At 48.5% G+C, this 13,575-nt stretch carries 16 protein-coding genes; 2 read left to right on the forward strand and 14 right to left on the reverse strand.

Annotated features, from left to right (window positions below; genetic code table 11):
- Positions 1 to 378: 378 nt before the first annotated feature.
- The gene (locus ACFOLF_RS00565) at positions 379 to 822 is read right to left on the reverse strand and encodes a CBS domain-containing protein (RefSeq protein WP_210040947.1); all 444 of its coding nucleotides are present in this window, start codon (positions 820 to 822) and stop codon (positions 379 to 381) included.
- A 52-nt stretch (positions 823 to 874) separates the two neighbouring features.
- Positions 875 to 1,729, reverse strand: a complete 855-nt coding sequence (locus tag ACFOLF_RS00570; protein ID WP_210040945.1) for a manganese catalase family protein — start codon at positions 1,727 to 1,729, stop codon at positions 875 to 877.
- 353 nt (positions 1,730 to 2,082) lie between these two features.
- On the opposite strand from ACFOLF_RS00570, the gene ACFOLF_RS00575 reads away from it, so the two are divergent.
- Positions 2,083 to 2,256 (forward strand): YfhD family protein, encoded by a 174-nt coding sequence (locus ACFOLF_RS00575; protein ID WP_210040943.1) that lies wholly within the window; start codon positions 2,083 to 2,085, stop codon positions 2,254 to 2,256.
- 159 nt (positions 2,257 to 2,415) lie between these two features.
- Here the strand turns inward: ACFOLF_RS00575 and ACFOLF_RS00580 are convergent, their stop codons facing one another.
- The 7 genes from ACFOLF_RS00580 to ACFOLF_RS00610 form a co-directional block, all read right to left on the reverse strand.
- Complete coding sequence (locus ACFOLF_RS00580; RefSeq protein WP_210040941.1) at positions 2,416 to 2,547, reverse strand: DUF4023 domain-containing protein; 132 nt, start codon at positions 2,545 to 2,547, stop codon at positions 2,416 to 2,418.
- Positions 2,548 to 2,670: 123 nt separating this feature from the next.
- Positions 2,671 to 3,267: an isochorismatase family protein gene (locus tag ACFOLF_RS00585; protein WP_210040939.1), complete on the reverse strand. Its 597-nt coding sequence runs from the start codon at positions 3,265 to 3,267 to the stop codon at positions 2,671 to 2,673.
- A 20-nt stretch (positions 3,268 to 3,287) separates the two neighbouring features.
- On the reverse strand, positions 3,288 to 4,496 hold the full coding sequence (locus ACFOLF_RS00590) for a multidrug efflux MFS transporter (RefSeq protein ID WP_210040937.1): 1,209 nt from the start codon (positions 4,494 to 4,496) through the stop codon (positions 3,288 to 3,290).
- Positions 4,497 to 4,604: 108 nt separating this feature from the next.
- Entirely contained in the window at positions 4,605 to 5,429 is an 825-nt protein-coding gene (locus ACFOLF_RS00595) for an AraC family transcriptional regulator (RefSeq protein ID WP_210040935.1), read from the reverse strand.
- A gap of 255 nt (positions 5,430 to 5,684) precedes the next feature.
- Complete coding sequence (locus ACFOLF_RS00600) at positions 5,685 to 6,425, reverse strand: MBL fold metallo-hydrolase (RefSeq protein WP_210040933.1); 741 nt, start codon at positions 6,423 to 6,425, stop codon at positions 5,685 to 5,687.
- A 77-nt stretch (positions 6,426 to 6,502) separates the two neighbouring features.
- Positions 6,503 to 6,889, reverse strand: coding sequence for a VOC family protein (locus ACFOLF_RS00605; protein WP_379113889.1), 387 nt, complete (start codon positions 6,887 to 6,889; stop codon positions 6,503 to 6,505).
- 84 nt (positions 6,890 to 6,973) lie between these two features.
- Complete coding sequence (locus ACFOLF_RS00610) at positions 6,974 to 7,960, reverse strand: oxidoreductase (protein WP_210040929.1); 987 nt, start codon at positions 7,958 to 7,960, stop codon at positions 6,974 to 6,976.
- A gap of 259 nt (positions 7,961 to 8,219) precedes the next feature.
- Here ACFOLF_RS00610 and ACFOLF_RS00615 point away from each other — a divergent pair, with 259 nt between their 5' ends.
- Entirely contained in the window at positions 8,220 to 8,573 is a 354-nt protein-coding gene (locus ACFOLF_RS00615) for a winged helix-turn-helix transcriptional regulator (protein WP_210040927.1), read from the forward strand.
- 376 nt (positions 8,574 to 8,949) lie between these two features.
- Here ACFOLF_RS00615 and ACFOLF_RS00620 read toward each other — a convergent pair whose 3' ends face one another.
- The 5 genes from ACFOLF_RS00620 to ACFOLF_RS00640 form a co-directional block, all read right to left on the reverse strand.
- A complete protein-coding gene (locus ACFOLF_RS00620) occupies positions 8,950 to 9,372 on the reverse strand; it encodes a cupin domain-containing protein (protein ID WP_210040925.1) in 423 nt (140 codons plus the stop codon).
- Positions 9,373 to 9,724: 352 nt separating this feature from the next.
- Complete coding sequence (locus ACFOLF_RS00625) at positions 9,725 to 10,681, reverse strand: DUF1861 family protein (RefSeq protein WP_210040923.1); 957 nt, start codon at positions 10,679 to 10,681, stop codon at positions 9,725 to 9,727.
- A gap of 78 nt (positions 10,682 to 10,759) precedes the next feature.
- A complete protein-coding gene (locus ACFOLF_RS00630; protein ID WP_210040921.1) occupies positions 10,760 to 11,821 on the reverse strand; it encodes a BtaManbiosPhlase in 1,062 nt (353 codons plus the stop codon).
- 44 nt (positions 11,822 to 11,865) lie between these two features.
- Complete coding sequence (locus ACFOLF_RS00635) at positions 11,866 to 12,705, reverse strand: carbohydrate ABC transporter permease (RefSeq protein WP_210040919.1); 840 nt, start codon at positions 12,703 to 12,705, stop codon at positions 11,866 to 11,868.
- Positions 12,692 to 13,567, reverse strand: a complete 876-nt coding sequence (locus ACFOLF_RS00640; RefSeq protein ID WP_210040917.1) for a carbohydrate ABC transporter permease — start codon at positions 13,565 to 13,567, stop codon at positions 12,692 to 12,694. The genes ACFOLF_RS00635 and ACFOLF_RS00640 overlap by 14 nt, the downstream gene beginning before the upstream one ends.
- Positions 13,568 to 13,575 lie beyond the last annotated feature (8 nt).

Consider the following 13,575-nt stretch of genomic DNA (forward strand, 5'->3'; position numbering starts at 1 on the left):
CCGTATTGCCGATCTCACCTGCATCTTACCAAACCGGTGCAGAGCGATAAATTAACTAAAGTTAATTGGCGGCAAAATTTACGGAAGGACTTCAATGGTATACAACAAACAGCGAGTCCTGCCCATTATTAGACTCAGCCTCCGTCTGACCGGTTAACGAATTTATAATTGAGTCCGCGGCATCTGGATACGGAAAATAAGAAAAAGCCGCAGAAGGTATGCGGCTTTCGGCTTCTGCGGAGTCTGAGTCCTATACCTGTTTGCCATATAGAACGAAGATATCCTTGGTTCTTGCAGGCAGCATCAGGCTGAGGCTTGTCTATCGGCCATAGCTTCACCGATGGCCAAGACATGCTGTCATCAGAAGTTAGGTATCAATTAATGTTGAATTTGACTGGAGGCAGAATGGTTATGCTCAGATATATTGCTTAATGCCTCTCCGGCTTCATTTACGAATATTTCGCGTATGGCCATGTCTCCCAATGAAATGACACCCAATAAATCTCCATTGGAAACGACCGGCAGCCTGCGAATTTGTTCAGCAGCCATAATCTCGGCTGCTTCATCGACAGTTGCATCCGGTTCAATCGTTATATAGTCTTTGGTTAACACTTCCGTAACCGCGATGGTACCGTCTTTTTTGGCTGCATAGCCGCGGATTACCAGGTCCCGGTCCGTAATGACCCCGATCAGTTTATTTTGATCAACGACCGGCAAGAAGCCGATATTATGTTGATCCATTAACCCGGCTGCTTCATAAAGCGTATTATCCTTGGAAACAGTTATACAGCTGGATGACATGATTTCTTTTATTTTGCGCATGTTGAACTCTCCTTTGTGATATGGGGTGGAAAATGCGATATAATGCCGCCTTCTATCTGCTCATATCGACTAATCCCGGACTATGCTCATTCGGCATTTCCGGAAGCTGCGGTACCGGGAATCCCATAGGAGGCTGTGCAACAGTCAAGTCCCCACCGTTTCGGCTCGGAGATTGCCCTTGAAATATCTCGCCAATCCGGGTATTGTCCAGCCTGAAATTGAACTGCATATTATGATATCCCATATCTACATATTTACGGCATTCCGGATATTTGTTGATATCATAATTCGGTACGGGGAAGAGTTTTCCCCAATTGACTCCCAAAACTTCAAGAGCCTTGGCGAACGCATTTTGATGGGCGTTGTCGCGTACGATCAAAAAGCCAAGGGTTTCCCGGAATGTTTTATTGGAGCTCATTTCGTAAATTCTTGTTTTTTGAAGAACACCGGTCGATTCGAGTACAACATTGTTCAGCATATCGCTGATTAAATTGCCATGACTGTATACCCAAGAACCATTCCATGGGTTTCCTCCGGCATCGACCGGTAGAGCGCTTTGGGCACCCATTATAAAATGATGGGGGTTCGCGTGCTTGACAGCCTCGTCAATCGGCGCATTATCCATGCCTGAACTGCCTGGCATCGATTCTCCCGCCCCATTCAGCAGTTGATTAATCGTCGTTTGGACAAGCTCGACATGAGCGATTTCCTCAAGGAACACGCCACGCAGCAAATCGCGGAACTGCTTCTCCTTGCCTCGAAAATTGGAGCTTTGGAAAAAATACTGCATCATGGTCCGCATCTCGCCGAATTGTCCGCCCAGCGTTTCCTGCAGCACCTTTGCAGCAGCGGGATCGGGTTGATCCGGTTCGATAATGTTAATCAGTTCTTCCTTGTAATAATACATCGTTATCTCTCCCTTTATCATTGCCAAATAGCAATCCATTAACAGCGACTGGCGGTTTCAGTTCGGCCAAAGCTACTATGGAATGGCGGGCCGCTAGACCAGTCGTCATACCGACAAAGCAGATACTCGCACTTCAAACGGTCGATATCGATTGACTGACCTAGTATTGCCTTGGACGGGTTCATTATGTAAAAAAGCCCTTGAAATGAATAAGAAAAACTTGCCTGTTTCATACTACATGAGGAAGGAAGTTGTACATTGACAGGGATTTTGAGAATTTAAGGAAAATAGGGTCATTTGGCGGTTCCAACGCATGGACAGATAAGCTGCCGGGCCGCAAAGGAGGTACAAGCATGAACGAACATGGTTCAAACGATAACTATTCACGCAAGCAGTCTCAAACTCCCGGCAAGCTGCCGATTGGCAAGAACGAGGATGTCGAGTTCTCCGAGACACTTGCAGATGAAAACGACAAGGAAGCCGAGCAGCGTGCGGCAGAAGCGGATAAGAGGGCTGAACAGGAGTAGCTGGCGTCAACTGCATGACTTTTTTTGGGACTACGGAAGGTTGGGACGATGTTTCAATTAATTGGCCTGTATTCCGGAAATGCCGAGCAAGTTACTCCAAAGCGGCAGCAAAAAGGGCCGGTTATTCTGCAGCCTGGCAGAATAACGGCCCTTTTCCAACTACGGATTGTTTGTATGCTGCACGTTCTGCAGCTTCTGTGAAGGCTTGCCTTTACCATTGTGTTCCTTGTTCTTCTGCTGCTTGGACTGCGTATCCTTGACCTTGTTCACGAATTCATTCGTCGATTCCATTCGCGCTTCAATCCTCCTTCGGCTCTGTCTCCCTTAGGTAGGCTTTCCCCACTTTTATCGCGTTATGCAGCCTGCGACCTCACAGTGGCTGGACAGATGTTAAGCGATCAGCACACCATTCTTTTATTTCATCGCCAAAACCACTTCTTCCGTTGTCCGGATCTTGCCCATTCTGGGGAAAATGGTCTTGACTACATAATCGTGTTCCTCTTGTGCCGTAGCTGTCATGGCTTCTTCCACAAAAACTTGGTTATATCCATGTTGAAAAGCTTCTCTTGCTGTTGTATCCACACCGATGGAAGTGGAAATTCCGCATAACACGACGGTGTCGATACCGCGGCGGCGCAGCTGCAGATCCAGATCCGTACCGAAGAAGGCTCCCCACTGCCGTTTCGTCACCACATGGGCATTTTTAAAATCCGACAGTTCAGGGATCAGATTGTCCCAGCCTTCCGGCCACTGCATGGCATTCGGTTTGGCGTCCGTTTTTGGCATTAGCATATCTTTGCCGTCCAAGGTGGAGACTCTGACGAGCACAACGAAAGCGCCTTTTTCCGTAAAAGCTTCAACCAGCTTACTTGCCTGTCCAATCACCTGCTCAACCGAGTTGGGAGCGCACTGGCGACCCGGGGCTGCAATTCCATTTTGCAGGTCTATAACGACCAGCGCTGTTTTCTCCGCATCCAGCACTTCAGTTTCCGCTGTTTTTACGTCTGTCATGTTCATCTCTCCCATTCTGCTTAATTTTTGTATAAGGCCATGTTTATGTTAAGTTTCTTATACACCTTGAAATAAACCCACACCGCATTGAGCAATAACAGGGCGCTCGTAGTAAAAAATACATACCGGATCCCAAGCCAAGCAGCGACTTGTCCTCCAAGCACCGAGCCTCCAAAGGCGCCTAAATATAAGGCCGATATGTTAAACCCGAACACCCGGCCAGTTAGGGAATCCGGGGTGATTTTCTTAAGCAGGATGTTGATCGACGGGCCAAGCCCGGCCGCCGCAAGTCCAAACAGGAAACGCAGTCCTGTCAGCTGCCAGGGATTAGTAACGAAAGCTTGGGGAATAAATACGATGCCCGCCACGATGAGTGCGACCAGTACGACCTTGTGAGCCCCCATCTTATCTGACAGTTTCCCAAGTCCGGGAGCGGCGAGAATATTGGCCAGCCCCGAGGCGGAGAATGCGATCCCGGCGATGAGAGCCACATGGCTGGTAGTCCTTGACAGCTGGGTCACATAGACGGTGATGATCGGTTCAACTGAATACAACGCCACCGTCAGGACAAAAAAGGTAATGAAAAGAGTGATCGTCAAACTTTTTTCAGGTACGCTGGCCCAGATCTCTTTCATACGGAGTACTTTTTTATCTTGACGGGTAAATGATTCTTTGACAAACAGGGCCGTTGTAACAAAGGCAATCAGCATAAGTCCGCCGGTTAAAAAAAATGAATTCTGCAATCCGAAATTTTCGGCTATGAAACCGCCGATCGTTGGCCCGATTAAAGAACCCGAAATATTGGCGGTCGAAAGGGTTCCCAGCGCCCAACCCGAATGCTCCTTATCTGTCTGGGTCGCAATCAAGGTCGTACAAGCGGTGCTGTAGCCCGTGATTACCCCCTGCAGCAGCCGAAGGCCAATCAATACGTAAACATTGTGCGCAAAACCCATACAGCCTACAACGACCGCTATTCCCAGGCTCGCCCGGAGCAGCATCGGTTTGCGTCCATATTTATCTGCGGCGATCCCCCATATCGGTGAAAAGATAGCTGAGACGATAAAGGTAATCCCGAATGCAAGTCCTGCAAATTGGACAATAGATCCGGAATCGTGCACGCCAAGCTGCTTGATGTAAAGCGGCAGGATCGGGGCGATCTGGCTCATCCCAATACCGGTGACGAACATTCCAAACCAGCAAAAGAACAAATTCCGTTTCCACATGGGCATAAAAATAGCCTTCCTTCTGTCATGGTTCCATTACTGTGTCTGTACAAAAGCACTTCACAATAACATCCTCATCATAGCTGCCGGAAAGGCTATATACCATGGAACATATTAATCTCCATGGACATTTTTGCTGTAGAATTCCGAGGGGCTGAGTCCTTCCGTTTTCTTGAATATGCGGCTAAAATAAAATTCATCCGTAAATCCAAGGGCTCCGGCAACTTCTTTGATCTTCCTGTTCCCTTCCAGAATCATCTCTTTGGCTTTGTCCGTCTTCATCTTATTAAAGAACTCGATAATGGAATAACCGGTAATTTCTTTAAATACTCTGGATAAATAAGCCGGTGACAACTGCACAAGGTCCGACAATTTCGTCAGGGTGATCTTATCATGTACATGTTCATGCATATATTGAATAATTTTCTCTACTTTCAGCGAAATTGAGAAATTTTGGTTTTCTTTTTTTATGTTTTGGGCAATGGCAATGAGCAGTTGCTGGAACAAGGTTTTGGACATAAACTCATAGCCCGGCAATTTTGCATCCCAGCTCTCCGCCAGTTTTTTGAACACATCCTCAATTTGATAATAATCCTTTAATTCTTGCGCAGCCTGGAGGGGGAGAATTTGTTGTTCCTCTTTAATATTCCATTGGCCTTCCTCTATATTCACACGCGCATAGCTGAAATGGACGGTAAAGCAGCTAACCTCAGGATCCGTTTCGATTTCATGCGGCATGTCAGGCCCAATGTAGAGCAGCATGCCGTCCTTCAGCTCATATTTCTTTTTATCCATTGTAAAACTGCCCTTTGCATGGGCAATAAAAATAAGCTCATGATGCTGAAGGGTTCTCTTGATTTTGACCGGAAGGATATCCGCTTTGTTGGACAGCCTGAAATTGCAGTAGTGTATATGAAAGAAGAGATTTTTAAATTTCATGAGCGCCTCCAAGGTTATAATGGGTTAATTGTCGTCCAGAAACGTCCAAAACTCAAATTTTGCGATGCTAATTAAATGAGGATATTATTTGACTCGGCTTATGCAGGGGTTGTATGGGATACGTTTGGGATACGCTGCAAGGGAGGACTATAACAACCACAAAAAAACCACATGGAGTGGTTCTACTCTCATGTGGCCAACATTTATATGTCAAGATCTCTTTGCCAACAGTCCCAGAAGTCCAGGATTAGCCCTTTAAATCGTAAATATTTCTCTTGTTTGTAAAATGTTCAAGTTAACACGATTCCCGGCGCTATAGGTTAATCGATTCATCATTTCTGGCGTCTGCGTATAGATAGGCGGTTGATGCACAGCCTTATAATGGATCGGAATAAGCGTCTTGGCCCCAAGGATCTCGGCCGCCGTAACCGCCTGTTCAGGCGTAAGACAAATGGGCTGGTCGCTGTGCGGCCAAACTCCCGAAAATTGCGTTACGGCTCCATTCACAGGCAGACAGGCGGCATCAAACGTGCCGAAGGCTTTAACCAGCTTCCACCAATACCCATGCCATAACGTATCTCCGGCGTGAATCATCTGCTTGCCGCCACCGCGCACGATCCAGGATACTTGCGGGTCACCCGAGCCGTCCACCGATTGTGCCGCAATAATCGTGAATGGTCCGATGGTGAAGGTGCTGCCAACCGGAGCTCCGGTTACGCGGCCTAATCCGTTGGAAGCCGCCAGATCAACGATTTCCTCGGGGACGAATACCGGAACGTCAGAGCCGTAAGCCGAAATGATCGCTTGCGGGTCATAATGGTCCGCATGTTGGTGCGTGATCAGCACGGCTGCGACAGGCCCGTACGATTCTAAGGGAAAGAAAAGCTCATTAGGCTCACCTAATTTGGCAGGGAAATGATAAAGAGGATCGATGACAATAGCGGAACTTTCTAATTCGACTCGAATGCCGGCCCAAGGAAGCTTCTGAATTTCCAAGAATATCAATCCCTTTCTTTTTTCAAATGGCTTAGCGAATTCCATCATAATATTTACGATTTAGCTGTGATTCCGAATTATACTCTTTGGAAGAACTCGATCCATTCCTTCTCAGGTCCGTAAATGAAAAAGTAGCGGATTCCGTTCGGCATGGTTGCGATCTCTTGATCGATGAACTCGACACCTTTTTGCTTCAGCCGGTCCCATTCTGCTTGAATATCAGTTACTGAGAGCGCAACGTGATGCACTTTACCTTCGGCTGGCAATTGATCCTTGAAGCCGTGTATCAATTCAATTTCCGTCTCGCCCTCAAAGCCGTAGCCCAGAAAAGCCACTTCAAGTCCATTGTCGTGCATGTTTCGATTTTTCACCACGAGTCCAGCCACCTCCGTGTAGAAGCGGATGGATGTATCCATATCATTCACCATGATTCCCACATGATCGACCATTCTTTTCATGGTTATTTACGCCTCCTATATATTCAAGAAATCAATTTCCCGGCTTCAACGGATACTATGCCGAATATCCCGCAACGTCCGATGCGCATATTAAATCGAAAATTCCAGTCCGACCAGCTGCTCGGTTGTCTGCCACAAACGTTGAGCATGCCCGGAATTAACGGCCCACTCAAACACGCCTGGCGCAAACCTCGTATCCGTCAAGCTCGCGATATCTCCATTCTCGCAATAAACGCCGCCTTTGTCGTTCAGCTGAGGGCTGGTTGCGCACCATACGATCGTAGCTGCTCCTTCCGGAATGGTTTTGAACTCATCGTTGAATTCGGGAAAAACAAGTTCCCCTTGCTCATTGAGCACACCCATGGCACGCATATCATCCTCGGTCAGATAACGCGACAAATCCGTCAAGATCGATCCCGGATGAACCGAGAATGCACGTACGCCATACGCTCGGCCGCGCTTGTCCATCTCGACAGCGAATAAGACGTTGGCTGTCTTAGATTGTCCATAAGCGACAAATTTGTCATAGGGACGGTTATTGAAGTTGAGATCTTCGAAATCGATACCGCTCATTTGGTGAGCGCGCGATGATACCGAAACGATCCTTGCCCCTTTTGCCTTCTCAAGCGCCGGCCACAGTCTGGCGGTCAACTGAAAATGCCCCAGATGATTTGTTGCCAGTTGGGATTCGTAACCGCGGTGGTCTCGGACGAGCGGGTTCGCCATAATACCGGCAGCGTTGATCAGCATATGCAAGGGCCGATTCGACGCAAGGAACTTCTCGGCGAAGGCGTCGATCGACGCGGGATCCATGAGATCCATCCTTACAAGCTCGACACCCAGAATTTCACTTAGTGCAGCTTGGGCTTTCTCCACTGTCTTAACCGGCACAATGACCGTTGCTCCTGCAGAGGCCAGTACCCTCGTCGCTTCCAGGCCGAGTCCGGAGTATCCGCCTGTGATGATGGCAATTTTCCCGGTCAAATCTTGACCACCCAATACCTCCTGAGCTGTTGTACGCGGTCCGAAACCGGACAAAATAGGTTCTTGTGGCGTTGCATGGTTGTTCGTATTCATGATGAGCCTCCGTCATAGTTGTGATTGTTTAATTGTTAGCCTGAACAAGTCGTTAACTTTTAAGCCCTTTAAGGATATATGTTCTTGTCTTCCGACATAATGAGAAGAAGAAACATCAACAAACCGACAGCCATATAGATAAGACCGTGTGTATCATCTTTACAAACATCCCACATTATTGAGTGGACCTTGTTCATTTGTTATAATCCATTTATTGTTGCAGCCAATAGTTATGACTTCTGAAAAGCGAGGCGTTTAAATGATACATTTTAACAACAACACTTACCGCTGCACCTCTGAAATTTTCCTGCACTTGATTAGCGGAAAATGGAAGATACCGATCCTTAATCTGTTATCGAGCGGCACCTTGCGGTTTAATGAGCTGCAAAGACAGCTGCCCGAAGCCACCCAAAGAATGCTGACCATGCATTTAAGAGATCTCGAACGCGATGGTCTGATCAACCGTAAAGTCTATCCGGTTGCGCCTCCCAAGGTAGTGTATTACCTTTCTGATTTGGGGAATGAAACGATTCCCATATTGAAGATGCTCTATGATTTTGGCGCGACCTATGTGGAGCAATTCCAACCAGAAGAACAGGATTCGAAAATATAAGCGCCAATAATTTTCCTGTATTTCGCTTATGTCTTTACCCGGACCGGATACCAGTCTTAAAATACCTGTATGCCGACATATTCATTGCACCTCACTTTCTTCTTGTATAGACTAGCAATTCCTGATTGTTCTGAACAGTACGCACATTTATGTGCTGACGGATGCATTTTGTGCGATAGGATCAATTATGATCCTATATAAACCCGTCAAATTATCCAGCCGTTCCGTCCAATTCTTACATCGGGAATGGACCATGCTTTTGTCCCTTGATCCCATAAAAATGAAAAAAGCCGCTATGCAAGCGGCTTTAAAGGGTAAAAAAGTTCTCGTTCATTAACGGATGAATGATGACAAATTGGCAAAGAACATATAATGCCTATTTCGACCAGTTCACCGGTTTATCCAGAATGACACCATCAGTCATCACCCATTGGCGGAGACTGTCCGCCTTGACTTGAATAACGATGAAATACAAATCCCCGGTGCCGTTATTGCGGAGCGTGCGTTCGCCGTCTGGTCCTACGCGAATTGCTGATCCTTCCTTGACTTCAAAAATCTGCCCATCCACTTGAAACTGACCGCTGCCGCCAATGAAAAGGTACAGCTCCTCATTCTCGCGATGTGTGTGGAGGAACGGAACCGCCCCTCCCTCCGGCATTTGGTTAAGAGAAACTTCCATGCCAGTCAGTCCAAGACTGTCTTTCAGGAAGAACTTGCCTGCTGCAGGACCCTCCGTCACACTCAGAAGACCGCCAAAAGACCCCGCTTCCACAACACTGAAATTTGTTCCATTCAACATAATTAAACAGCTCCTCTTGACTTTCTGTGGTCCATTTTAATTTAACACACAGAGGATGCTGCCGTTTCTTCCCGATTGCTAATATTCCGATAGTGGATGAAATGCCTCCCTCGCAACAACAGCTAGATCTGATCAACTGCATTAGTCCCACCGTCTTGGTTGAGTCGCTGCCGGCCTACGCGCCATACTTCCCCTATATGCGATCGATAACGGACATTATTTCCGGACGAATTCTTAAAGTCCATTAAATTACAACTACGGAACAACATACTGTAATAGGAAAAACAGACGCCTCGTACTGAGCCGGCGTCTGTTTTGATCATTCCCACTGTATCATAGGGTTATTTTGGGATCATCTACTGCTGTCAAGCTGCTCATATTCCAGAAAAGGATCAGGAATCTCGATCTGATAGGCCTCGGCATCGCTTGCCCCGGCATAGAAGTCGGCCAAACCATTGGCTTTGCGGATAAGTCCCCCGCTAAAGATCACATCCGTCAAATCGATCCTCTTGCTGGCTCCCTCAGGGAAATTACTGCGCCGTGCAATGATTTTCACCGGCGTCCGCTCCATGGTATCCGGATTGAAGGCAAATCCCATGGCATGATAGTGACGCAGCCCGTTCTCATCGAAAGAAGCAATATGGCCGAGTACGCCGACAAGACCGTTGGCAAGCAAATGCGGCTCGTTGGCCCCTCCCCACTCCTCTTTGATGAACATATCCGGAAATAGCGGAGCAAACGCGATATCTTTCACATTAATCTCTTCCAGGGACCTGACTTTATAAAATCCGATTTGCCCTCTTCCGCCTATAAATCCTTGCGGCCGTGTTAGCACGCCGATCTCGCCGCTTGCCAATTCTATCAGCCGCAAATCCTTCATATGATAGGGTCCCATGAGAAATAACTCCAGGCTGGCAATATCCTTGCCGCGATAGAGCTGGGTAACCCACGACACGATATTCTCCGGGTAGAGAGGATCGGGAATAACCCGTACTCCTCCAAAAATAAGCTCCCCATTAATCCATGTAAAGAATGGATCCTGCAAGTCATATACCTGGTACTCGGGATGAGGAACCCACACGTCATCTTCCTGACGGAAAAACATGACTTGCGAAAATTCAGTATGACGGACTTCTACGCGTCCGGCAATGATGAGTTCGCCACGGTCCATGAAAGGAGCCGTAATGTTATAAACGTCTCTGCCGTTCGTCCCTTCAAACCGGATACGCTGACCAGTTTGAAGGTTCTGACTATCAAATTGCTGCAATAATTCCGAAGAAGTTTGGATATGAGTTTGATCTAATAGCATAATATGCCTCCGTTACAGGTTTCTGACGAAACCCTTATTGTTGCCTCAGGACTTCCGGCAATCCGCTGCATAGACAGGTCATACCGGCTCCAGGCTGTCGAGAATGTCCTGCAGGCTAAGCTCAGCGCAGGCCATCGAAGTATCGGACACGCCGTAATACATGGCTATCGTATCTCCGCGCACGAGGGCGCCGCAGGAGAATACAACCTCGCCGAAGAATCCCTTCTTTTCGTATTCCGCCTCCGGTTCGAGAATCGGCTCGCCGGATCGGGCAATGACCTTCGAAGGATCGTGCAGATCCAGCAGCACCGCTCCCATGCAGTAGCGGTGGTCTTTCGTCGCCCCGTGGTACAGCTCCAGCCAGCCGCGTTCGGTCTTGATCGGCACGGCCCCGCCGCCGATTCTCCCACTGTCCCACATATCTGGGCGCAATCCCATCAGATGCTTGTGGTTTCCCCAGTACAACAGATTGTCCGACTCGGCCAACCAGACTTCGGGACGGCCGCAGCTTTTTGTTGTCGGGCGGTGCAGCGCATAATATTTGCCGTCTATTTTTTCAGGGAAAATAAGCACGTCCTTGTTGTCGGGACCAAAAATCATGCCGTGATGCGTCAGGCTCCTGAAATCTGTCGTCGATACCAGCGATTCCCCGATGCCGACCGGGGATACCGCGGAGTAATAGATATAATACGTCTCCCCGATCTGCGTGATGCGGGGATCTTCGATGCCGAAGGTCTCCAGGCTTTGTGACGGATAAACAAAAGGCTGCTCGTCCACTGTAAAATGATGGCCGTCCCGGCTGCGCGCGATTCGCAAATACGACAGGCTTGTCAGATATTCGAATGCCGGCGCGTTCTCTTTGCGTATAATGACGCGGGGATCGGAAAAATCGTAGCGGTCATCATCCCTGCGGATTTCGATCAGATCGAGATCTGCGCTTTCGACGTTGTAGACTGGAGCCAGCACGATGTCCGGATCGGGACTTATCGGGCGCTCCGCCACACGCAGCAGCATGATGACCTCGCCTTTGTATTCGGCAATGCCGGCGTTGAATGCGCCAATGACTTCAAATCCATCCCGGTGCGGCGTTACGTCAGCCGGTGTAATGAGCGGATTCTGTTCATATCGGTCTATCTTCATCTGAGCAGCTCCTTACTTGTGTGAGTTTAGCATGATGTCATCCATTATTTCAGGCTGAATTGCATGCCCTCCTGGAATTTTTTACTGAAAATCAGAAACACGATAATGATCGGCAGCGTCAGAATCGTGGAGGCCGCATAGAGCGGACCAGGATATGATCCATAAGGCCCGAACATTTGCGATAACAGCACGTTCAGCGTCAGCATGCCGTCGCTTTTGACTACGATCATATCCCAGAGCAGCTCCGTCCACCGTTCCATCAGCAGGAACAGGAAGATGACTGTCGTGATCGATCTGGACATTGGCAGCATAATCCGATACATGATTTTCAAGTCGCTCGCTCCGTCCAGCCGCGCCGCTTCGATAAATACGGACGGCACGGCCTTGAAGAAGTTCGTATACATGAAGATCGCCCACAGGCTGACCGCTTTGGGGATGATCATCCCCAGATACGTATCGTACAGTCCCACCCGCTGAACGATCAGAAACGTCGGAATCAGCAAAATAATCGCGGGAAAAAACATATGAAACAGCACGAAGTTATTCATGGCATTGCGTCCGAAGAAATTCAGCTTGGAGAGCGCGTATGCCACCATTATGCCAAAAATCATCATAAGCGCCGTAGAAGCCACCGATACGATAATGCTGTTCATAAACGCGTGCAGCCAGGGCCGCGTCACGCCGGTTTCGCCTCCTGTGAACAGCCATTGGTACGATTTTGCCGAGAACTTGGTTGGAAACAGGCTTTTATCAATTTGCGCCCAATCCGCGAACGAGCTGAGCACCATGTACAGATAGGGATAAACCATAACCAGCAGCAGCGCAAGAGCCAGAACATAGCGGATCGCAATTCGCAGACGACGGTTCTGTTTAGACCCAACCATAGCGCTTCCCCCACAATTCCAGTAGTTTTCGAATAATAAAGATGGAGATGAACGTGGCAACCGATGCCAGCAGCGCTACCGCGGAAGCATAACCCGCCTGCAGATTGGTGAAGGCCTGTTTGAAAATCTCCATCTGCCACGTATTCGTTGCGTTCTGGGGCCCTCCGCCCGTCAGCTGGTAGACCTCGGTGAAGATGCCGAACGTCACGCCGAACGCCAGAATAAGCGTCGTATAAAGCGCCGGATATAACAGAGGCAGTGTAATACGCCAGAAGCGCTGACTATCCTTGACCCCGTCAATGGCCGCGGCTTCATATACTTCCTTGTCTATGCTGGCAAGGCCCGAGGTCAGAATAAGCGCATAATAGCCCGTAAATTTCCAGGCCAGTATCAGTCCCACAATGAACAGCGCCGAGAATGGCGTACCCAGCCAGTCGATGTTAATGCCGATTCCCCGCAGGGAAGTATTGATCGGACTGTTGTAGGACAGAAGCCCCTTCACGATCAGCGAGGAGACGACGCCTGAAGACAGATACGGCAGAAAAAAGCCGATCAGAAACAAACTCTTGAAGCGTTTCAGTCCATTCACCAGTACGGCTACCGCTATCGCGAGCACGGTGACAAGCGGTACGAAGATCAGCATAAATTTGTAGGTCACCCAGAATGCGGCATGTACTCCGGGCGAACGGATAGCATCCATAAAATTCTCTAATCCGACAAAGTTGAACGTAGGCGCAATCAGATTCCAGTCCGTTATGGACAGGAAGAACGACCAGATCAGCGGCCCGAAGAAGAAGATCAGCGAGTATATCAGGTAAGGGCTGGTGAACAGCCAGCCCAGCTTGTTGTTTCTTTGATCCATAGGGGATA

The organism is Paenibacillus sepulcri (genome assembly GCF_042647105.1).
GTDB classification, from domain to species: domain Bacteria; phylum Bacillota; class Bacilli; order Paenibacillales; family Paenibacillaceae; genus Paenibacillus_Z; species Paenibacillus_Z sepulcri.